Annotated in this window: 19 protein-coding genes and 1 riboswitch; of the genes, 12 read left to right on the forward strand and 7 right to left on the reverse strand. The window is 73.2% G+C overall.

What is annotated here, in order from left to right; translation table 11 throughout:
• The first annotated feature begins 11 nt into the window (after positions 1 to 11).
• The gene (locus tag HCC61_RS24020) at positions 12 to 782 is read left to right on the forward strand and encodes an urease accessory protein UreD (RefSeq protein ID WP_169139148.1); all 771 of its coding nucleotides are present in this window, start codon (positions 12 to 14) and stop codon (positions 780 to 782) included.
• A complete protein-coding gene (locus HCC61_RS30305) occupies positions 758 to 943 on the forward strand; it encodes a hypothetical protein (RefSeq protein ID WP_206322961.1) in 186 nt (61 codons plus the stop codon). Before HCC61_RS24020 ends, HCC61_RS30305 begins: the two co-directional genes overlap by 25 nt.
• On the opposite strand, the gene HCC61_RS24030 is transcribed toward HCC61_RS30305, so the two are convergent.
• From HCC61_RS24030 to sfnG, 3 genes are all read right to left on the reverse strand, one after another.
• A complete protein-coding gene (locus tag HCC61_RS24030; RefSeq protein ID WP_169138756.1) occupies positions 906 to 2150 on the reverse strand; it encodes an SfnB family sulfur acquisition oxidoreductase in 1245 nt (414 codons plus the stop codon). The genes HCC61_RS30305 and HCC61_RS24030 overlap by 38 nt on opposite strands.
• Positions 2147 to 2701: an NADPH-dependent FMN reductase gene (gene ssuE / locus HCC61_RS24035; RefSeq protein ID WP_169138758.1), complete on the reverse strand. Its 555-nt coding sequence runs from the start codon at positions 2699 to 2701 to the stop codon at positions 2147 to 2149. The genes HCC61_RS24030 and ssuE overlap by 4 nt, the downstream gene beginning before the upstream one ends.
• Positions 2702 to 2825: 124 nt before the next feature.
• Complete coding sequence (gene sfnG, locus HCC61_RS24040) at positions 2826 to 3989, reverse strand: dimethylsulfone monooxygenase SfnG (protein WP_169138760.1); 1164 nt, start codon at positions 3987 to 3989, stop codon at positions 2826 to 2828.
• Between the two features lie 569 nt (positions 3990 to 4558).
• Between sfnG and HCC61_RS24045 the strand changes: the two genes are divergently transcribed.
• From HCC61_RS24045 to cobM, 8 genes are all read left to right on the forward strand, one after another.
• The gene (locus HCC61_RS24045) at positions 4559 to 4735 is read left to right on the forward strand and encodes a putative leader peptide (RefSeq protein ID WP_169138725.1); all 177 of its coding nucleotides are present in this window, start codon (positions 4559 to 4561) and stop codon (positions 4733 to 4735) included.
• Between the two features lie 153 nt (positions 4736 to 4888).
• Entirely contained in the window at positions 4889 to 5860 is a 972-nt protein-coding gene (locus HCC61_RS24050; protein ID WP_169138763.1) for a TauD/TfdA family dioxygenase, read from the forward strand.
• A 256-nt stretch (positions 5861 to 6116) separates the two neighbouring features.
• Positions 6117 to 7373, forward strand: coding sequence for an LLM class flavin-dependent oxidoreductase (locus tag HCC61_RS24055; RefSeq protein ID WP_169138765.1), 1257 nt, complete (start codon positions 6117 to 6119; stop codon positions 7371 to 7373).
• 28 nt (positions 7374 to 7401) lie between these two features.
• Positions 7402 to 8835, forward strand: a complete 1434-nt coding sequence (locus HCC61_RS24060) for an NtaA/DmoA family FMN-dependent monooxygenase (protein WP_169138767.1) — start codon at positions 7402 to 7404, stop codon at positions 8833 to 8835.
• Positions 8832 to 9923 (forward strand): LLM class flavin-dependent oxidoreductase, encoded by a 1092-nt coding sequence (locus tag HCC61_RS24065; RefSeq protein WP_169138769.1) that lies wholly within the window; start codon positions 8832 to 8834, stop codon positions 9921 to 9923. The genes HCC61_RS24060 and HCC61_RS24065 overlap by 4 nt, the downstream gene beginning before the upstream one ends.
• Positions 9916 to 11064, forward strand: a complete 1149-nt coding sequence (locus tag HCC61_RS24070) for an LLM class flavin-dependent oxidoreductase (RefSeq protein WP_169138771.1) — start codon at positions 9916 to 9918, stop codon at positions 11062 to 11064. Before HCC61_RS24065 ends, HCC61_RS24070 begins: the two co-directional genes overlap by 8 nt.
• A gap of 189 nt (positions 11065 to 11253) precedes the next feature.
• The gene (cbiE, locus tag HCC61_RS24075) at positions 11254 to 12720 is read left to right on the forward strand and encodes a precorrin-6y C5,15-methyltransferase (decarboxylating) subunit CbiE (RefSeq protein WP_346777376.1); all 1467 of its coding nucleotides are present in this window, start codon (positions 11254 to 11256) and stop codon (positions 12718 to 12720) included.
• Positions 12717 to 13466, forward strand: coding sequence for a precorrin-4 C(11)-methyltransferase (gene cobM / locus HCC61_RS24080; RefSeq protein WP_169138773.1), 750 nt, complete (start codon positions 12717 to 12719; stop codon positions 13464 to 13466). Before cbiE ends, cobM begins: the two co-directional genes overlap by 4 nt.
• A gap of 170 nt (positions 13467 to 13636) precedes the next feature.
• Here cobM and HCC61_RS24085 read toward each other — a convergent pair whose 3' ends face one another.
• Positions 13637 to 14770 (reverse strand): cobalt-precorrin-5B (C(1))-methyltransferase, encoded by a 1134-nt coding sequence (locus HCC61_RS24085; protein WP_169138775.1) that lies wholly within the window; start codon positions 14768 to 14770, stop codon positions 13637 to 13639.
• 17 nt (positions 14771 to 14787) lie between these two features.
• Between HCC61_RS24085 and HCC61_RS24095 the strand changes: the two genes are divergently transcribed.
• Together HCC61_RS24095 and HCC61_RS24100 are read left to right on the forward strand one after the other, a co-directional pair.
• Positions 14788 to 15663 (forward strand): cobalt-precorrin-6A reductase, encoded by an 876-nt coding sequence (locus tag HCC61_RS24095; protein ID WP_346777363.1) that lies wholly within the window; start codon positions 14788 to 14790, stop codon positions 15661 to 15663.
• 111 nt (positions 15664 to 15774) lie between these two features.
• Positions 15775 to 16305: a GNAT family N-acetyltransferase gene (locus HCC61_RS24100; RefSeq protein WP_169138777.1), complete on the forward strand. Its 531-nt coding sequence runs from the start codon at positions 15775 to 15777 to the stop codon at positions 16303 to 16305.
• A gap of 46 nt (positions 16306 to 16351) precedes the next feature.
• Here HCC61_RS24100 and HCC61_RS24105 read toward each other — a convergent pair whose 3' ends face one another.
• The 3 genes from HCC61_RS24105 to HCC61_RS24115 are packed head-to-tail and all read right to left on the reverse strand — an operon-like array spanning position 16352 to position 19973.
• Positions 16352 to 17911 carry a precorrin-2 C(20)-methyltransferase gene (locus tag HCC61_RS24105; protein ID WP_169138779.1) on the reverse strand — a complete coding sequence of 520 codons (1560 nt, stop codon included), beginning with the start codon at positions 17909 to 17911 and terminating at the stop codon, positions 16352 to 16354.
• Complete coding sequence (locus HCC61_RS24110) at positions 17908 to 18534, reverse strand: precorrin-8X methylmutase (protein ID WP_346777377.1); 627 nt, start codon at positions 18532 to 18534, stop codon at positions 17908 to 17910. The genes HCC61_RS24105 and HCC61_RS24110 overlap by 4 nt, the downstream gene beginning before the upstream one ends.
• Positions 18535 to 18545: 11 nt before the next feature.
• Complete coding sequence (locus tag HCC61_RS24115) at positions 18546 to 19973, reverse strand: hypothetical protein (protein ID WP_240969254.1); 1428 nt, start codon at positions 19971 to 19973, stop codon at positions 18546 to 18548.
• A gap of 58 nt (positions 19974 to 20031) precedes the next feature.
• A riboswitch (cobalamin riboswitch) is annotated at positions 20032 to 20185 on the forward strand.
• Positions 20186 to 20218: the final 33 nt, after the last annotated feature.

The following is a 20218-nucleotide window of genomic DNA, read 5'->3' on the forward strand; positions in this document are numbered from 1 at the left end:
CCCGTGCGCCGCTGCCCCGCGCGTCAGCCGTGCGGGCCGCGGCCCGCGTCACCGCCGTCGCCGACGGCCGGGGCGGTACCGCCGTGCCGCTGATCAGCGGCAGCGGACCGCTCGCCCCGCGCCTCACGCGGGCCGCGGCGGACGGCGAGGCGGGCGAGGCCCGCGTCACCCTCGTCGGCGCGATGAGCGCACCGCTCGGCGGCGACCGGCTGGCGATCGAGGTACGGGTCGAGGCCGGGGCGAGGCTGCGGATGGACGCCGCCGCGGCCACTCTCGCCCTGCCCGGCCGCGGCGACGACGCCGCCCGCTACGACGTACGGCTGACCGTGGGCGAGCAGGCACACCTGCGGTGGTTGCCCGGCCCGGTCATCTCGGCCGCGGGCAGCCGCCTGCGGCAGACCGTCCGGGTCGAACTCGCCCCCACCGCCCGCCTGGAGCTGACGGACGTCCTGGTGCTGGGACGCAGCGGCGAGGAACCCGGCCGCCTCACCACCAGGCTCACCGTGGACCGCGCCGGACACACCCTCCTCGACCAGCAGCTCGACACCGGCGCGGGCGCACCCGGCTGGAACAGCGCCGCCGTGCTGGGACCGCACCGGGCCGTCGGGCAACTGCTCGTCGTCGACCCGGATCTGTCCGCGGACCCTGCCGAGCCGTCCCTGCCGTCCCCACACGCCGTCGTCACGCCGCTGGAGGGACCGGCGGTGCTCGTCACCGCCCTAGGTGCGGACGCCCTGGCCGTGACGCCGCTGCTGCGGTGGCCGCCGACGCCCGCGAAGTGACCGGAGGCGCCCCGGAGTTCGCCGAGTTCGCCGAGTTCGCCGAGTTCGCCGAGTTCGCCGAGTTCGCCGAGTCCGGCGCCTTTGCCACCCTTGAGCAGTCGCCGGCCGATGCGGCGCGTGCGCTCACAGCAGTCCGTGCCGGGGTGGCCGCGTGCCGTTGAGTACGTGCCGGCCCAGGTGCTGGATCTTCCAGCGGGCCGGGTCGTGGAGGGTGTGGGTGCGGGCGTCGCGCCAGTGGCGGTGGAGGTTGAGCCCGTCCAGGGCGGAGCGGGTGCCCGCCACCTCGAAGAGGGCGCTGCCCGCTTCCACCGCCGCCTCGCCCGCGCGTACCTTCGCCGCCGCCACGGCCAGCGACGCCTCGGCTGCGCTGTCGTCGGTGAGTTCGGCGTCCGCGGCGTCCACGGTGCGTGCCGCGACGTCGAGAAGGGCCTCCGCGGCCCGCACCTGGAGGGAGAGTTCGCCGAAGCGCTGGATGAGCAGCGGGTCCTCGGCGGCCGTGGCGTGGCCGCTCTCGAACCACGGGCGGCTCTTGGTGCGTACGAACTCCGCCGCCTCGGCCAGCGCGCCGGCCGCGATCCCGGCGTCGATTGCGGCGTGCAGCAACTGTGCGACGGCGCCGTGCAGTTGAGGGCCCTCGAAGGTCAGGTGGTGGGGCACGACACGGTCCGCGGGCACGTGGACGTGGTCCAGACGGACCGTGCCGCTGGCCGTGGTGCGCTGGCCCATGCCGTCCCAGTCGTCCTCGACGGTGACGCCCGGTGCGTCCCGCGGTACGTACGCGACGTGGAGCGCGCCGTCCGCGTGGGCGGCGCGGGCGAGCACGGGGATCCAGTCGGCGAAGAGTGCGCCGGTCGAGTAGTGCTTCACGCCGGTGAGTACGAAGCCGCCGTTGCCTTCCCCGCTGCTGGCGTCCCCGCTGCCGCCGTCGGCTTCAAGGGGCTCGGCCGGTTCGAGGCGGGTGCGGAAGTCCTGGACGTGCCTGGTGCCGCGCTCCGACTGCGCGTTGCCGAACCGGCGCCCTGCCAGCACCTCCGCGAAGAAGAACCGCTGCTGCGCCGGACTCCCCTGCCGGCGCAGCACGTTGACGTAGACGAAATGGCTCTGCGGGATCTGCGCCAGGCTGGCGTCGCCGGTGGCAAGCAGCCGGAAGACCTCCGCCAGCGTCCGTACCGGGACGTCCGCTCCGCCGTGCTCGGCGGGCACCGTGATGCCCAGCAGACCGCCGGCGGAGAGCCGCTCCAGCTCCTCGCGCGGGAGCAGCCGCTCCGCGTCGCGCTTCGCGGCGTTCGCACGGAAGACGTCCGCCAACTCGGCGGCGGCAGCGAGCGCTTCCGCACTGCCCGAGATGACGTGTGCGGGGGCGCTCACGCCGCTGCCGCCCTCGGCCTGCCGTCCTTCAGCGCGGCCGAGAACTGGGCGAGGACCACGTCCAGGGCCTCCTGCGTGGCCACGTCGACGGAGACCGCGTCGTCCTCCCGTATCGCGATGTCCTTGTCGAGCACGAACCATCCCTGGACGATGTGCGCCGCGCCCATGGAGGCGAGCACGGGCCGCAGCGCGTAGTCGATGGCCAGCACATGCGCGACCGTGCCCCCGGTGGCCAGCGGCAGCACGGTCTTGCCGGTCAGCACGGCCTGCGGGAGCAGATCCAGCAGCGACTTCAGAAGCCCCGAGTAGGCGGCCTTGTAGACGGGTGTGCCGACGACGATGCCGTCGGCCTGCTCGAACAGCCTCCTGGCCTCGACGATCGCCGGATGCCCGAAGTCGGCCCGTAGCAGGGCCTCGGCCGGCAGCGACCGTACGTCCAGCGGGACCACGTCGTGCCCTTCGGCGGCGAGCGTGCCGTCGAGATGGCGCAGCAGCCGGGCCGTGCGGGAGACGGGGGAGGGACTTCCCGATACGGAGAGGATCGTGGCCATCGGAGGTCACCTCGTCCGTTCGTCGGGTGCGAAGGTGCTGGTGCTCAAGTCCGTTCTCCTTCGGGTTCGTTCACGGATGCGGAGCCGGGCAGCGGGGGCGCCGGGGAGCGGGAGAGCGGGGGAATCAGGCGCGCACCGCGGCGGCGTCCGCCCCGAAGTCCGCCCCGTCCTGGGGCAGTTCGGCCTCCAGCTCGCGCACCAGCGGCAGTACGCGCCTGCCGAAGTACTCGACATCCTCCAGGTAGTGCAGGAAGCCGAGGAGGAAGAGGTCGACGCCGAGACGCTTGTAGGCGACGATCCGCTCCGCGATCTGCTCGGGCGTCCCGATCAGTCCCGTGCGGAACCCGTCGTTGTACTGGATCAGGTCCTCGAACGAGGAGTCCTGCCACATCCCCTTGCCGTCGGACGCCGACGCGCCGGCCTGCTGGACGGCGGACTCGAAGCCGCGTACCGCCTCGGTGTCCGCCTTGGCGACGATCTCCCGCAGCACTTCGCGGGCCTCGGCCTCGGTGTCGCGGGCGATCAGGAAGCCGTTGAGACCGAAGCGCGGTGCGGTGCGCCCGGCCGCGGCGGCGGACGCCCGTACGTCCTGGATCTGCTCGGTGACGCCGTCGAAGTCCTTGCCGTTGCTGAAGTACCAGTCGGAGACGCGGCCGGCCATCTGCCGTGCGGCGGTGGAGTTGCCGCCCTGGAAGATCTCCGGATGCGGGCGCTCGACGCTGTTGAGCGGCTTCGGCTTCAGGGAGAAGTCCCTGATCCGGTAGAAGTCGCCGGCCACTTCGGCGTGGTCCTCGGTCCAGATGGTGCGCAGCGTCCGGATGAACTCCTCCGAGCGGCGGTAGCGCTCGTCGTGCTCCAGCCAGTGCTCACCGAGTGCCGTGAACTCGCCCTTGAACCATCCGCTGACGACGTTCACGGCGAACCGGCCGCCGGACAACTGGTCGGCGGTGGCGCCCAGTTTGGCCAGCACCCCGGGGTGCCACAGCCCGGGGTGCACGGCGGCGATGACCTTGAGCCGCTCGGTGGCGAGCAGGAGGGCGAGGCTGAAGCTCGTCGACTCGTGCTGGTACTCCGCGCCGTAGCTGGCCATGTAGCGGACCTGGCTCAGCGCGTAGTCGAAGCCGTTGTTCTCGGCTAGGACGGCCAGTTCGCGGTTGTAGTCGTAACCCCAGTCGGTGCGCTGCTCGACCTTGCTGGTGACCAGGCCGCCGCTGACGTTGGGCACCCAGTACGCGAAGCGAGCGGGCTCGGAGACGGAAGAGACGGAAGAGGCGGAGGGGACGGACATGAATTACTCCCTGGGAAGCAGAGGGCGTTGCGCAGAGGAATCAAGAAAAGGGGTCCACGGCCCGCGGTAATGACCGCGAGGGGCAAGGGAATTGATTCCGCTGATATTTCGCAGGCCTGCAATGCGCCGTTCATGAAATGAGGCGCCGGGCCGTGACGGCGTTCGTGCAGGCGCGTTCATGGATGGGTGACGGGCCCGCCCTTAAAGGGCCGGCAGGCGGCTTCAGTCAGCCTTCAACGCAGGTCACACACAGGGAGCATGACGACATGAAGCGCTGAAGACACGCGCCAGATCGACGTGGCGCCGGCGCGTGAGTCCGTACGACTTCATCATGCCGCCGATCAAAGCAGGTGCCCGCGCGCAGCGTCAACAGCATCAAGGAATACCCGGAGGGGCGGCCGCAGCCCGTCCTCGGTGTTCTCCGCCCGAATCTTCCCGTGTCGTCGTCCGAAGGCCGTTCAGGGATTCTCTCCAGAGCGCCGGCGGGGAATCGGGCGACTCCACGAAGTTGCAATACGCCCGCAACACAATGCTGTTGACCGGGACGCCCGGTACGCGCAGCATCGACCGTGAGGAACGCTCCACGATCCGGCGGAGCCGTCCACGGGACCGAGGGGGTCGCGATGCAGTGCCGCGAGCGGTCGCAGGCATACGACGCCGCCCTCGGCCGGATCCGCGACCCGCGCCTGACCGTGCGCCGCCACATCGATCTGCACCGGGTCTCCAGCGCCGTCTGTCACGCCTGACCGCTTCCGGCTGCCGGCAGACCGTGCGCGGCCCGCGCCTCCCGCGCTCGTCCCGTTGCCCGTTCGTCGCTCCGGAACTCCGCCGTCCCGCTTTCCCCGCCGCAGGTACGGCCGCGACGCCGTACGCACGGCCACGACACATGGAGACCACCCGTGTCCGTTACCGCCGAGAACACGAACACGCTCACCGTCCGCCCCGTCGCGGGCCACATCGGCGCCGACATCTCAGGCGTCGACCTTTCCCAGCCGCTCCAGCCCGAGGAGATCGCCCGGATACGCGCGGCCCTGCTGCGCTGGAAGGTCGTCTTCTTCCGCGGTCAGCAGCTCGACCATGCCTCGCAGATCGCGTTCGCCCGCGGCTTCGGCGAGCTGACCTACGCGCACCCGCACGACGCCACTCCGCCCGAGGGCTACCCGGAGATCTTCACCATCGACCCGGAGCGCTTCGAGCGGCGCTACACCGACGGCCTCCAGCAGCAGCACAACAGGCGCAAGTACAGCTACTTCGGCGGGTGGCACACCGACGTCACCCCCGCCGTCAATCCGCCCGCGGGATCGATCCTGCGCGCCGAGACCGTCCCCGAGCACGGCGGCGACACGACCTGGACCAACACCGTCGCCGCGTACGAGGGGCTGTCGGCCCCCGTCCGCGCCTTCGTCGACGGGCTGCGCGCCGAACACCGTTACGGCGCCGACCAGGCGCCCGTGGGCGAGAGCGGCTATGCCCGCCGGGTCAACGACAACCTGCTGGTCGCCCATCACCCCGTGGTGCGCGTACACCCGGAGACGGGCGAGCGGGCGCTGTTCGTCTCCCCGGGCTTCACCAGCCACATCCTCGACGTGACCCCGCGCGAGAGCCGTGCGCTGCTCCAGCTGCTGTACGAGCAGCTGACCCGGCCCGAGTACACGGTGCGCTTCCGCTGGGAGCCGGGCAGCGTGGCCTTCTGGGACAACCGTGCCACCGCCCACCTCGCCCCGAACGACCTGGACCATCTCGACGTGGAACGGCGGCTGCACCGCGTCACGTTGATCGGCGACGTCCCGGTGGGGCCCGACGGACGCGAGTCCGAGCTGATCTCCGGCAAGCCGTTCACGGCTGATCACCGGGTGGTGGTCAGCACCTGACGGTGCGGCCGGGCGGACCGGGCGGACCTGGCGGGCACGGGCCGGACCGGCCGGGGCCGGTCTCTCCGGGCGCTTCACCCGGCAGATCCCCGCGGGGGCCTCCTCGGAGATCTCCCGGGCGGAGCCCGGTCCGGGCCGCAGCCACCGTGCCCGCGCCGACCGTGCCCGAGCCACCGCGCCCGCCAAGTCCGGGCCGCCCCGCCCCGCCGGACCGGCGACCTCGTATCCGTACGGACCTTCAGGAAGGCAGCCGCCCGTGTCCCCACCGCCCACCTCACCGCTGCATCTCGCCGTCGCCCTCGACGGCACCGGCCGGCACCCCGCGTCCTGGCGGGAGGCGGCGGCCCGCCCACGCGACCTGTTCACGGCCGGGTACTGGGCGGATCTGGTCGCCGAGGCCGAGCACGGCCTGCTCGACTTCGTGACCTTCGAGGACGGCCTGGGCCTCCAGTCCTCGCACGTCCTGGAGCCGGACGACCGCACCGACCAGGTACGCGGCCGCCTGGACGCCGTACTCGTCGCCGCCCGCATCGCCCCGCTCAGCAGCCGGATCGGCCTGGTGCCGACGACGGTGGTCACCCACACCGAGCCGTTCCATGTCTCCAAGGCGATCGCCACTCTCGACTACGTCAGCTCCGGGCGGGCGGGCCTGCGGGTGCGGGTCAGCGCGCGCCCGGACGAGGCCGCCCACTTCGGCCGCCGCACGATCCCCCGCGTCGGCTCCTTCGACGGCCCCGCCGCACGGGAGTTGACGGCCGGCCTCTTCGACGAGGCCGCCGACTATGTGGAGGTCGTACGGCGCCTGTGGGACAGCTGGGAGGACGACGCGGAGATCCGGGACGTGGCCACCGGCCGCTTCATCGACCGGCACAAGCTCCACTACATCGACTTCGAGGGCGGGCACTTCAGCGTGAAGGGCCCGTCCATCACACCCCGCCCGCCACAGGGCCAGCCGGTCGTCAGCGCCCTCGCCCACCGGACCGCCTCGTACCGGCTGCTGGCCCGGCAGACCGACGTCGGCTACGTCACGCCGCACCACGCCGCGCAGGCCGCGGCGATCGTCGCGGAGATACGCGCCGAGCAGGAGGCGGCGGGACGCGCCGGTGAACCCCTGCACGTCTTCGGCGACCTGGTGGTCTTCCTCGACGAGACCACCGGCGCGGCGGAGGCCCGGCGCGAGCGGCTCGACGGCCTCGCCGGCTCCCCGTACCGCGGCGACGCCCGCGTCTTCACCGGTACGGCCGCGCAACTCGCCGACCTGCTACAGGAGTTGCAGTCCGCGGGACTGAGCGGGTTCCGGCTCTGTCCGGCCGTACTCGGCCACGACCTTCCGGCGATCACCCGCGCCCTGGTGCCCGAACTCCAGCGGCGGGGCGCCTTCCGCCGCGCCTACGAGGCGGACACCCTGCGCGGACTGCTCGGCCTGTCCCGTCCCGCCAACCGCTACGCCGCCGGGCTCTCCGGGCAGGGGGGACCCTCCCCCGGGCTCTCCGAGCACGCGGGAAACCAGTGACAGCCCGAGCCGGAGGTTTCGCAGGACAATGAGCAAGCCGCTGAAGCAGATCCACCTCGCAGCCCACTTCCCGGGCGTCAACAACACCACCGTGTGGAGCGACCCCGAGGCCGGGAGCCACATCGAGTTCAGCTCCTTCGCGCACTTCGCACGGACCGCCGAGCGCGCCAAGTTCGACTTCCTCTTCCTCGCCGAAGGGCTGCGGCTGCGCGAACAGGGCGGAGAGATCTACGACTTGGACGTGGTCGGCCGCCCCGACACCTTCACCGTGCTCGCCGCGCTCGCCGCCGTCACCGACCGCCTCGGCCTCACCGGCACCATCAACTCCACCTTCAACGAGCCCTATGAGGTCGCCCGCCAGTTCGCCAGCCTCGACCACCTCTCGGGCGGGCGCTCCGCGTGGAACGTCGTCACGTCCTGGGACGCCTTCACCGGCGAGAACTTCCGCCGCGGCGGCTTCCTGCCGCAGGACGAACGCTACTCACGCGCAGAGGAGTTCCTCGCCACGGCCAACGAGCTCTTCGACTCCTGGAACGGCGACGAGATCGTCGCCGACCAGGCGGGCGGCACCTTCCTGCGCGACGCGAAGGCCGGGTCCTTCGTGCACACCGGACGGCACTTCGACATTCACGGCAGGTTCGACGTACCGCGCCCGCCGCAGGGCCGCCCGGTGATCTTCCAGGCCGGGGACTCCGACGAAGGGCGCGAGTTCGCGGCCTCCGACGCCGACGCGATCTTCAGCCGCCATGCCTCCCTGAAGGAGGGGCGGGCCTTCTACGCGGACGTCAAGGGCCGCCTCGCCAAGTACGGCCGTACACCGGACCAGTTGCTGATCCTGCCCGCCGCGACCTTCGTGCTCGGCGACACCGACGCCGAGGCGCGGGAACTGGCGAGGGAGGTGCGTCGCAAGCAGGTCAGCGGTGCCACGGCCATCAAGCACCTGGAGTTCGTCTGGAACCGCGACCTGTCCGCCTACGACCCGGACGGCCCGCTCCCCGACGTCGACCCGGACCCCGGAGAGCACCGCATCGCCCGCGGCCGGGCCCAAGTGCGCATGTACCGCGATCCGTTGGCGACCGCCCGCGAGTGGCGGGAGCGCGCCGCGGCCAACAACTGGTCCATCCGCGACCTCGTCATCGAGACCGGCAACCGGCAGAGCTTCATCGGTTCCCCGGCCACCGTCGCCAAGACCATCGACGACCTCGTGCAGGCCGACGCGGCCGACGGCTTCATCCTCGTCCCGCACATCACCCCGGGGGGGCTCGACGTCTTCGCCGACAAGGTCGTACCGCTGCTACAGGAACGGGGCGTCCACCGCACGGAATACGAGGGCGAGACCCTGCGCGACCACCTCGGCCTCGCCCACCCCGGCTCTCCGCTCCGCACGGGCGGGCCGCCCCGTACGGAAGGTGCGGGCCACGGCCTGCGGAACGCCGTACGGGGCGAGGAGGCCGCCTCGTGAAGATCCTCGCCATCACGCTCATCGTGCACGCGCCGCACCCGGTGACCGGCGTGCGGAAGCCGACCGCCGAACGCTTCCGCGAGGTCCTCGACAACGCCCTGCTCGCCGAGGAGCTGGGCTTCGACGGGTTCGGCGTGGGGGAGCGGCACGAGCGGCCGTTCATCTCCTCCTCGCCGCCCGTCGTGCTCAGCCACATCGCGGCGCTGACGAAGCACATACGCCTGTTCACCGCCGTGACGACGCTCAGCCTGCTGGACCCCGTGCGGGCCTACGAGGACTACGCGACACTGGACCATCTCTCCGGCGGGCGCCTCGAATTGATCATCGGCAAGGGCAACGGCGCCGCGCAGCGCGAGCTGTTCCACGTCACGCCGGAGGACCAGTGGGAGCGCAACGCCGAGAGCTACGAGGTGTTCCGGCGGATCTGGCGGCAGGACAAGGTCACCGCCAGGACGCGCTTCCGCCCGGAGCTGACGGACGCCGAGGTGTGGCCCAGGCCGCTGCAACAGCCGGTCCGCGTCTGGCACGGCAGCGCGACCAGCAAGGAGTCGGTCGACCTCGCGGCCCGCTACGGCGACCCGCTGTTCTCCGCGAACGTCACCAACCCCATAGAGCCGTATGCCGAGTTGATCCGCTACTACCGCGAGCGCTGGGAGCACCACGGTCACGACCCGGCCGCCATCGCCGTCGGGGCGGGAACGGCAGGCCTCTACGCGGCCCGTACGTCGCAGGAGGCGATCGCCGCGTACCGGCCGGTGTTCGAGGGCAATCTGGCGTTCCAGAGGCAGCTGGGCCTGGAGCCGGTCTTCCCGACTCTTGAGGACTTCGTCGAGCGCAGCTCGGCTCTGATCGGCAGCCCGCAGCAGATCGTCGACAAGGTGCGCCGCTACCACGAGCAGTTCGGTCACACGGTGCTGCATGTGCACGCGGACGCAAGCGGACTGACGGAGACGCAGCACCGGAGTTCGCTGGAGCTCTTCCAGTCCGAGGTCGCCCCTGTGCTGCGCCGCGAGATCCCCGACCCGCCGTTCGCCTGGGCACCCGTGCTTCCGGCGGCACCCAACTCCGAGGAGCCCGCCCATGTCTGACGTCCGTCTCGGCGTCCTCGACCTCGTACCGATCCCGTCCGGCTCGACGGCGGCCGACGCCCTGCACAACTCGATCGATCTCGCACAGCAGGCGGAGCGCTTCGGGTACTCCCGCTACTGGTTCGCCGAGCACCACCTCAACCCCGGGGTGGCCGGCACGTCCCCCGCCGTGGTCCTCGCCCTGACCGCCTCCGCGACCTCCGCGATCCGGCTCGGCTCCGGGGCGGTGCAGCTGGGGCACCGTACGGCGCTCTCGACGGTCGAGGAGTTCGGTCTGGTCGACGCGTTGCACCCGGGCCGCATCGACCTGGGGCTGGGCCGCTCGGGGGGCCGCCCGCCGGGAGGGTCCGCGGCGCCGCCCAAGACCACCCCGGAGGTCGTCGACGGGCGGGCCCCGAACGGCCTGCTCATCCCGCCGCGCTTCTCCTTCGAGCACCTTCTCGGCTCGCCCCGTGTCGCCTTGCAGCGCAAGCTGCTCCAGCTGCCCGGCGCCGAATCGCAGGACTACGCCGAGCAGATCGACGACATCCTCGCGCTGCTGGCGGGCGACTACCGCTCGCCTGAGGGCGTCGAGGCGCATGTCGTGCCGGGCGAGGGCGCCGACGTGCAGGTGTGGATCCTGGGCAGCAGCGGCGGCGAGAGCGCCGAGGCCGCGGGCGCACGCGGCCTGCCGTTCGCCGCGAACTACCACGTCAGCCCGGCCACGGTCCTGGAGGCGGTGGAGGGCTACCGCGCCTTCTTCCAGCCGTCCGGGTTCCTCGACAAGCCGTACGTCAGCGTCTCCGCGGACGTCGTCGTCGCCGAGGACGACGCGACGGCGCTTGAACTCGCCACCGGCTACGGCCCGTGGGTCCGCAGCATCCGCACCGCGGAGGGCGCCATCCGCTTCCCGACGCCCGACGAGGCGCGGGCCCACGTGTGGAGCGACGCGGACCGCGCTCTCGTCCAGGACCGCCTCGACACGCAGTTCACGGGCTCGCCCGGCCACGTCGCCGATCAGCTGGAACAGCTCCAAGAGGCCACGGACGCCGACGAGTTGCTCATCACGACGATCACGCACGACCACCGGGACCGGGTCCGCTCTTACGAACTGCTCGCCGGGGAGTGGAGGCGCCGCGGACACTCCCTGCGGGCGGGCTGAACGGCGACTCCCGGCCGGGTCGGCTGAGCGGTCGTTCCCTGCGGCCGCTCCGGCCCGGCGGCAGGAGCAGCGTGCGGAGGGCCCCGGCGGAGCCCGGCCGGGGGCGCGGAGCAGGCAGGTCAGTAGAGTGCGCTGCGGCCCTCGTTCGCAGCTCACAGGAATCAGGCAGTGACCAGTGCATCCGCGGAAGTGCCGCCCGTGACCGTCGTCGGGATCGGCGCGGACGGCTGGGACGGGCTCGCCGGCCGGTCCCGTGCGGCGCTACGGGACGCCGAGGTGGTCATCGGGGGAGAGCGCCAGCTGGCGCTGCTGCCGCCCGAGTGCGAGGGCGAGCGCATCCGCTGGCCGTCGCCGCTGCGTCCCGCCGTACCAGGCCTGTTCGCGGCGCACTCCGGCCGCCGTGTCGCCGTGCTCGCCAGCGGCGACCCCTTCTTCTACGGCATCGGCCGGACCCTGTGCGAGGAGCTGGGGCCCGGCGCCCTGCGGGTCCTGCCGCACCCCTCCTCCGTCTCCTACGCCTGCGCACGGCTCGGCTGGCCGCTGGAGGACACCGGGGTCGTCACCCTCGTGGGCCGTCCCGCCGCCCGGCTCGCCGCGGCGCTGCACGACGGGCGGCGGCTGCTGGTGCTCAGCGCCGGCTCCTCGACTCCGGGCGAGGTGGCCGGGCTGCTGCGGGACCGCGGGTTCGGGCCGAGCCGGATGCGGGTGCTCGGACGGCTCGGCGGCGAGACGGAGCACGTCACCTCCCCGGTCACGGCCGAGGACTGGCCCGGCACGCCCGTCGACGCGCTCAACGTCGTCGCGGTCGAGTGCCGCCGCGCTCCGGACGCGCTGCGGCTGGGCGCCGTGCCCGGACTGCCGGACGGCGCCTACGAGCACGACGGGCAGCTCACCAAGCGGCATGTGCGCGCCGCCACGCTCGCGGCCCTGGCCCCCGCTCCCGGCGAACTGCTGTGGGACGTCGGCGCGGGCTCCGGTTCGGTCGCGGTCGAGTGGATGCGTACTCACCCCTCCTGCGCGGCCGTCGCGGTCGAGCGTGATCCCGTACGCGCCGGGCGCATCGAACGCAACGCGGAACGCCTCGGAGCGCCCGGCCTGCGCGTCGTCACCTCCGCGGCGCCGGAGTGCCTGCCCCGACTGCCCGTTCCCGACGCGGTGTTCATCGGCGGCGGGCTCACGGCGCCGGGCCTGCTGGAGGCGTGCTGGGAGCTGCTGCGCGCGGGCGGACGCCTCGTCGCCAACACCGTGACGCTGGAGTCGGAGGCGCTGCTGGCCGATTGGCACAAGCGCCACGGCGGCGATCTCGTACGGCTGTCGGTGGCGCACGCCGCGCCCGTGGGCGGCTTCACGGGGTGGCGGCAGGCGATGCCGGTGACCCAGTGGGCCGTGGAGAAGGGCCGCGACCCGCGCGGAGAGACCCGGCGGACGGGCCCGGCGGCAGCGGGAGCGGTACCGGGGGCGGCACCGGAAACACCCCCCGGAACGGCGCCGGAAGCGACTGCGGAAACGACTGCGGAAACGACTGCGGAAACGACGCCGGGGACAGGACCGGAACCGGTACCGGAACCGGGGACGGAAGCGGAACCGGGGATGGAACCGGGACCGGGACCGGGGACGGAACCGGGACCGGGAACAGCACCAGGAGCGGACAAGTGACCGTCTACTTCATCGGCGCCGGCCCCGGCGCCGCCGACCTGATCACCCTGCGCGGCGCCCGTACGCTCGCGGCCTGCCGGGTCTGCCTGTACGCGGGCAGCCTCGTACCGTCCGAACTGCTCGCCGAATGCCCGCCGGGCGCACGGCTGTTGGACACCGCGCGGCTCGACCTCGACGAGATCACCGAGGCGCTGGTCGCCGCGCACGAGGACGGTCACGACGTGGCACGTCTGCACTCCGGGGACCCGTCCGTCTTCAGCGCGGTCGCCGAGCAGATGCGGCGGCTCGACGCGGCGGGCGTGCCCTACGAGATGGTCCCCGGCGTGCCCGCGTTCGCCGCTGCCGCCGCCGCCCTGAAGCGGGAGCTGACGGTACCCACGGTGGGCCAGACCGTCATCCTCACCCGGGTCGCGAACCGCGCCACGGCGATGCCCGAGAAGGAGGACCTGGCGACCCTCGGCCGCAGCGGGGCGCTGATCGTGCTGCACCTTGCCGCCCGTTACGTGGACCGCGTGGTCGGCGAACTGCTGCCGCACTACGGCGCCGACTGCCCCGCAGCCGTCGTCGCGTACGCCAGCCGCCCCGACGAGGTGGTGCTGCGCGGGACGCTCGGGGAGATCGCGGAGACGGTGAAGGCGGCGGACATCGTCCGTACCGCGGTCATCATGGTCGGACGCACGCTCGGCGCCGAGCAGTTCGGGGACAGCCACCTGTACTCGCCGGAGCGGGAGCGGCACGACTGCTGAACCGTCCGCCGGGACCGCTGAACCGCCCGCCGGGCAGCCCGCGTTCTCCGGTCTGCGCGGCTTCCGGACACGCGGGACCTGCGCGATCCGCGTGCCTTACGAGGGAGCTGCGGCTTACGCGCGATCCTCGAGCCTTACGCGGGACCTGCGCCCGACGCGCGATCCGCGCCCTACGCGGAGCCTCCGGGGCGAGAGGGGCCGCCCCGTCCGACGACGCGGCCCGCCCTGTCGATGCAGATCACGTCCACTTCGACGGGCGCGCCGCGCAGCACGGACAGGGCCTGATCGCGGGCCGCGGCCGCCACCAGGTCGCCCAGCGGCACCCCGGCGGCCGACGCCAACTCCAGTGCCGCCAGGCCGGTGTTGGCGTGTGCGACCTGGTCGCCCAGCGCCTCGTCGGCGCCGCCTTCGCGCGCGAGGCGGGCGAGGAACGCCTTGTCGACCTGCGAGCGTCCCGAGTGCAGGTCGAGATGCCCGGCCGCCAGCTTCGAGAGCTTGGCGAAGCCGCCGCACAGCGTGAGCCGGTCCACCGGGTGACGCCGGACGTACTTCAGCACCGCGCCCGCGAAGTCGCCCATGTCGAGGAGGGCGTCCTCGGGCAGCGCGTACTCGGCGACGACGGTCTTCTCGGACGTGGAACCGGTGCACCCCGCGACATGACGCCGCCCCGCCGCCCGCGCCACGTCCACGCCGCGCCTGATCGAGTCGATCCACGCCGAGCAGGAGTACGGCACGACGATCCCGGTGGTGCCGAGGATCGACAGTCCGCCGAGGATGCCGAGCCGCGGGTTCCAGGTGGAGCGGGCGATCTCCTCGCCGCCGTCCACGGAGAGGGTGACCTCGAAGTCGCCGCCCGCTCCGTGGCGTCCGGCCACGAGCGCGATGTGGTCGCGTATGAGCTGCCGCGGTACGGGATTGACCGCGGGCTCACCCACGGGAAGGGGGAGCCCGGGGCGGGTGACCGTCCCCACTCCCGGCCCGGCCTCGAAGGTCACGCCCGCGCCGGCCGGCAGCGGCCTGACCGTGGCACGGACCAGCGCCCCGTGCGTGACGTCCGGGTCGTCGCCGGCGTCCTTCACGATTCCCGCCATGGCGTAGGTGCCGGTCAGCTCCTCGGCCGCGAGGGCGAAGGACGGCGTGTGCCCCTTGGGCAGCGTGATCGTCACCGGGTCGGGGAAGTCGCCCGTCAGCAGCGCGGTGCAGGCGGCGGTGGCGGCGGCGGTCGCACAGGCACCGGTCGTCCAGCCCGGCCGCAGACCCGTGTGCTTGAGTTGGGCACCGCGCCCGCCCTTCGCCTCATTCATGAACGGATCCGGACCCTGTGCACGTGCTTCTTCTCGGCGGAACGACCGAGGCCAGGCGCCTGGCGGAGTCGCTGGACGCCGGTTCGCTGGACGCTGGGCCGCCGAAGGCCGGTTCGCTGGACGCCGGGCCGCCGAACGCCCGGCCGCCGAGGGCCGGTTCGCTCGACGGCGGCGGGACGGGCGGGATCCGCGAGCCGCGCGGGCTGCGCGTGACGTCGTCGCTCGCCGGCAGGGTCGCCTCGCCGCGGAGCCTGCCCGGGCAGGTGCGCGTCGGCGGCTTCGGCGGGGTGGACGGGCTCGCCCGGTGGCTGCGCGAGCACGATGTGGATGCACTCATCGACGCCACCCATCCCTTCGCCGAGACGATCAGTTTCAACGCGGCGCGGGCCGCCGCCCGAACCCATACTCCGCTGCTCGCTCTGCGCCGTCCCGGCTGGGTCCCCGGTGAGGGCGACGACTGGCGTCCTGCCGCCTCGCTGACGGAGGCCGCGACGCTGCTGCCGTCCGTCGGCCGCCGGGTCTTCCTCACCACCGGACGCACGGGCCTCGCCGCGTTCGCGCCCCTGGACGAGCTCTGGTTCCTCGTACGCTCCGTCGACCCGCCGGGCGCGCCGCACCCGCGCAACATGGAGGTGCTGCTTGAGCGCGGCCCCTTCGGCCTCGACCGCGAGCGCGAGCTGCTGCGCCGCTTCCGTATCGACGTGATGGTGACCAAGGACAGCGGCGGATCGGGCACGGCGCCGAAGCTCGCCGCGGCACGCGAGGCGGGCCTGCCGGTGATCATGGTGCACAGGCCGCCGGTGCCCGAGGGCGTACCGGTCGTCCGGACCCCCGCCGAGGCGGTCTCGTGGCTCATGGAACGGCTCGGCGGCCGTGCGCCGGGAGACGGCTGAGGTCCGCGGAACGCCCGGAAGGCCCGGAACGCCGGGAACACCCGGAACGCCGCCGCCTCACGCGGGCGGGCAACGCCCGGGTGGATCACGGGCGTTGCCTAAGCTCCCGCCATGAACGACACCGCACCCGGCATACGGATCAGACCCGGCGGCCCGGCCGACGCACCGGCCATCGTCGGCATGCTCGACTCGGCCGTGGCCTGGATGAACGCCCGCGGCAACACCGAGCAGTGGGGCACGGCCCCGTGGTCGAGCAGGCCCGGCGGGGTGGCGCGGGTCGAGCGGTACACGACCGAACAATCCCCGTTCATCGCGGAGTCGGACGGGGCACCTCGCGGAGCGCTGGTGCTGGGCTCCGGGCCCAGCCCGCAACTGCCCATCGCGCCCGCCGGGGAGCCCGAGCGGTACGTCCGGCTTCTGGTCTCCGACCGGCGGTACGCGGGACTGGGCATCGGCGCGGCGTTGCTGGCCCACGCCGCGGAGGAGGCCCGGCGCGCCGGCGTCGGGCTGCTGCGGGTCGACTGCTGGGCGGGCGGCGGACGCGAGTTGGTCGCGTTCTACGAGCGCAACGGTTTCACCGCCACCGACCGCTTCACGCACGGGGACTGGCCGGGACAGGTGCTGGCCCGGCGCGTTACCTGACACGGCGGTACGAGCGGGGCCGGGCACGCAACCCGCGGGACGCGCGCTAGGGGGCCTCCCCCTGTTCGTACCGGCGGGGTGTCCAGACGATCTGCTCGCCGTCGCCGCGCCGTACCGCACGGGTCTGGGAGGAGCCGACGAGGAGGATCGTGCGCATGCCGACCTCGGCGGGCTCCAGCTCCGCGAGGCGCACGATCCGCACGTCCTCGCCGGGGCCGCCGACGTCGGTGGCCAGCACGACGGGCGTGTCCGGCGCCCGGTGCTCCAGCAGCAGCTCACGGGCCTTGCCGACCTGCCAGGTGCGGCTCTGCGAACCGGGGTTGTAGAGGGCGAGTACCAGGTCCGCGGAGGCGGCGGCGTGCAGGCGGGCGGCGATGACGTCCCACGGTTTGAGCCGGTCGGAGAGCGAGATGCTGGCGTAGTCGTGGCCGAGGGGCGCGCCCGCGCGGGCCGCCGCGGCGCTGGCGGCGGTCACGCCGGGCAGCACCCGTACGGGAATCTCCGTGTACGGCTCCCGCGACGCCGCCTCCAGCACGGCGGTGGCCATGGCGAACACCCCCGGGTCGCCACCGGAGACCACGGCGACCCGTCTGCCCTGCCGTGCCAAGTCCAGTGCGAACTCCGCGCGTTCGGACTCCACGCGATTGCCGGAGCCGTGCCTGCGCTGGCCGCTGCGCACGGGGACGCGGTCCAGGTAGGTCGTATAGCCGACGAGGTCGTCCGCCGTGGCGAGGGCGCCCCGCGACTCCGGGGTCAGCCACAGCGGCCCGGCCGGACCGGTGCCGACGACCACGACCTCGCCCCGCTCACCGTCGCGCTCCGCCGGGCCCCGTTCACCGTCGCGCTCAGCGCCCCGCTCCGCCGTCCCGGCGCCCGCCCGGCTCGGCAGCACGGCCACCGAGAAGTACGGGACCGATCCCGGCTCGACGTCGGCCAGTTCGCCGGTGCGTTCCCCGGCCATGGTGGCCCGCTCCACGTAACGCGCCTCGGGAAGGCGTCCCGAACTCTCCAGCGCCCGGCGGGTCTTGGCGAACGTACGGCCCAGCTTCATCACCACCGCCGGATCGGCCGAGGCCATGCGCGCCGTCAGCTCCTCCTCCGGCAGGGTGCCGGGCAGGATCGTCAGCACCTCCTCGCCCTCGGCGAGCGGCGTGCCCAGCCGCGCCGACGCGGCGCTGACGGACGTGACGCCCGGCACGACCTCCGTGGGACAGCGGCCGGCCAGCCGCTTGTGCATGTGCATGTACGAGCCGTAGAAGAGCGGATCGCCCTCGGCGAGCACCGCGACCGTACGGCCCGCGTCGAGGTGTGCGGCGAGCCGTTCCGAGGCCTCGGCGTAGAAGTCCTCCAACGCGCCCCGGTAGCCGCCGGGATGGTCGGTGCCCTCGGTCGTCACCGGGTAGACCAGGGGCTCCTCGATGTGGTCCTCGCGGATGTGCGCTGCCGCGATGGAGCGGGCGATCGACGGCTTGGTCCGTGCGCTGTGGTAGGCGATCACGTCCGCCTCGGCGATGACTTCGACGGCCCGTACGGTCATCAGCGACGGATCGCCGGGGCCGAGCCCGACACCGTAGAGCCTGCCGGTGGTCTGCTTGGACTCGGTCACTCTTCCTCGCTCGCTGTCGCGTTGAGCGCCGCGGCGGCGATGGCGCTTCCTCCGCGCCGCCCGCGCACGACCAGATGTTCCAGCCCCGAAGGGTGAGCGGCCAGCGCGTCCTTGGACTCGGCGGCCCCGACGAAGCCCACGGGGACGCCGATGACCGCGGCCGGCCGCGGAGCACCCTCCTCGATCATCTCCAGGAGCCGGAAGAGCGCCGTGGGCGCGTTGCCCACGGCGACTACCGCTCCGGCCATGCGGTCCCGCCACAGTTCGAGGGCGGCGGCGCTGCGGGTGGTGCCCAGCTTCGCGGCGAGCGCCGGCACAGCCGGGTCGGACAGCGTGCACACCACCTCGTTGTCCGCGGGCAGCCGCCTGCGGGTGACTCCGCTGGCGACCATCGAGACGTCGCAGAGGACGGGCGCGCCCGCCCGCAGCGCCTCGCGTGCCCGTGCCACGACCGTGGGCGTGAAGGCCAGATCGCGTACGAGATCGGTCATCCCGCAGGCGTGGATCATCCGGACGGCGACCTGGCTCACGTCGGGCGGCAGGCCCGCGAGGTCCGCCTCGGCGCGGATGGTGGCGAAGGAGCGCCGGTAGATGGACGCGCCGTCCTTCTCGTAGTCGGACACTGTGCTCTCACTCATCGGTTCACCGCTGTCGGGGCTGTGGGGCGGCTCGTGCGCGCCTGTGCGACGTGGCCGGCGGCTCCGGCCCGGTCGGTCGTGACGGTGGAGCGGACCTGCCCGTCGCGCACGACCGAGACCCGGTAGCCCTCCGGGACCGCCACCGACTCCACGCGGTCGCCCCGCGGGTGGCCGCAGCGGCGTTCGCAGCCGGACCAGTACACGGGGAGGGGGCCGGGCGGCGTGAGCGCTGCCGCGTCCGCCCGTACGTCGGCCAGCGAAGCGGCACATCCGGGCCGCCCGATGCAGGCGCCCACTCCGGCGTGGGGCGAGGCGGGATCGGTGATCAGACCGGCGGCGCCGAGCAGGCGCATCCGCTCGTCGGCACGGGCCGCGGGCACGCCGGTCAGGACGAGGCCGCGCCACGGTGTCAGCCGCAGCTCGCCTCCTTCTTCGCGATCGGCGACGGACACGAGCGGCTCCGGCGGCGGCTCCCCCGGAGACTCCCGCGGCGTCTCCCGAAGTGTCTTCCGCAGCGTCTCCCATTGGGCGGCTTCGATGCGGCCCATCGGAGCGAGCACCGACAGCGCCGCCTCGCAGCGCCCGCCGGTCACCACTCCGGGCTGCGGGGCGGACGAGCGGGCCACGGGCGGCCCCGGCACCTGGGACATCGTGCCCGTGTCACCGGCCGTTGCACGGGCAGTCACACCGGCCGCGCGCAGACGGCGGACCACGTCGTCGGTCAACTCATCGGGCCCGTCCGGCAGTTCACCGATCCGCCAGGCCCGCCCGTGCCGTACGGCAGCGGTCTGAAGGAACGCTTCGGCAGCGAGGAGCGCGGCCAACGGGGCGTACGCGGAGGGAACTTGAACCGCGGCGGTGCTTCCACGCTCCCCGGGACCGAGCCGCAGCCACGCCGTGCCGTGCGCACCGGCGGTCAGCGTGACGTCCGCCCCGAGGCCCGCCATGTCGCCGCGGCCGTCGTCGAGGGCGAAGAGAAAGCGCCCGGAAAGAGCGTGAGTCGAATCACTCCCGCACACCATCCCGTCCAACGCCCGCAGCCACGGCCGAAGATCGCCGTGCCCGTGGCCGTCGAGACCCGCGAGCGGCGAGGCCACGATGTTGCGGACCCGTTCGTGGCGGTGGGAGGGAAGCAGACCGGCGGGACCGAGGATCTCCGCCAACTCCCGCCCGCAGCCCGCCTCCAGCCCCCGCAGCTGCACATTGCCGCGGGAGGTGAGATGAAGATCTCCGTCGCCCAGGCGCCGGGCGGCGGTGCCGAGCGCCTCGGCCTGTACGGGCAGGAGAACACCGCCCGGCACGCGCACCCGGGCGAGCGCTCCGTCGTCCGCCTCGTGCAGGCGCAGCGTCCCCGGGCATGCGTCACCACGGTCCCGAATCGGCGTCGTGTCCTGGGCGGATGGCCGGACGGGGGCGGTGGACATGGCGGCGAGCATACCCACAGGGCCTCCTGGGTCGTATGCCCCGTATCACCTCGACGGCCCTTACTATGCTTCTCGGCGGATCCACAGGTCCGCCGACGCCAAGACGGCGATCAGGGAGGAAGCCCGGTGCGAATCCGGCGCGGTCCCGCCACTGTGAGCCCGGCCCCGACGGCCGGGCGAGCCAGGAACTCCCGCCGTCCGACACCACCCGGGGCGCGGATACCCCGAGGAAGGCCAGACGCCGC

It is taken from the genome of Streptomyces sp. HNM0575 (assembly GCF_012726265.1).
Classification (GTDB): domain Bacteria; phylum Actinomycetota; class Actinomycetes; order Streptomycetales; family Streptomycetaceae; genus Streptomyces.

Excerpts from the sequence above, each read along its gene's own strand:
- ssuE (WP_169138758.1), bottom strand. The coding sequence starts at position 2,701 with ATGGCCACGATCCTCTCCGTATCGGGAAGTCCCTCCCCCGTCTCCCGC.
- sfnG (WP_169138760.1), bottom strand. The coding sequence starts at position 3,989 with ATGTCCGTCCCCTCCGCCTCTTCCGTCTCTTCCGTCTCCGAGCCCGCT.
- HCC61_RS24060 (WP_169138767.1), top strand. The coding sequence starts at position 7,402 with ATGAGCAAGCCGCTGAAGCAGATCCACCTCGCAGCCCACTTCCCGGGC.
- HCC61_RS24070 (WP_169138771.1), top strand. The coding sequence starts at position 9,916 with ATGTCTGACGTCCGTCTCGGCGTCCTCGACCTCGTACCGATCCCGTCC.
- HCC61_RS24085 (WP_169138775.1), bottom strand. The coding sequence starts at position 14,770 with ATGAATGAGGCGAAGGGCGGGCGCGGTGCCCAACTCAAGCACACGGGT.
- HCC61_RS24100 (WP_169138777.1), top strand. The coding sequence starts at position 15,775 with ATGAACGACACCGCACCCGGCATACGGATCAGACCCGGCGGCCCGGCC.
- HCC61_RS24115 (WP_240969254.1), bottom strand. The coding sequence starts at position 19,973 with ATGTCCACCGCCCCCGTCCGGCCATCCGCCCAGGACACGACGCCGATT.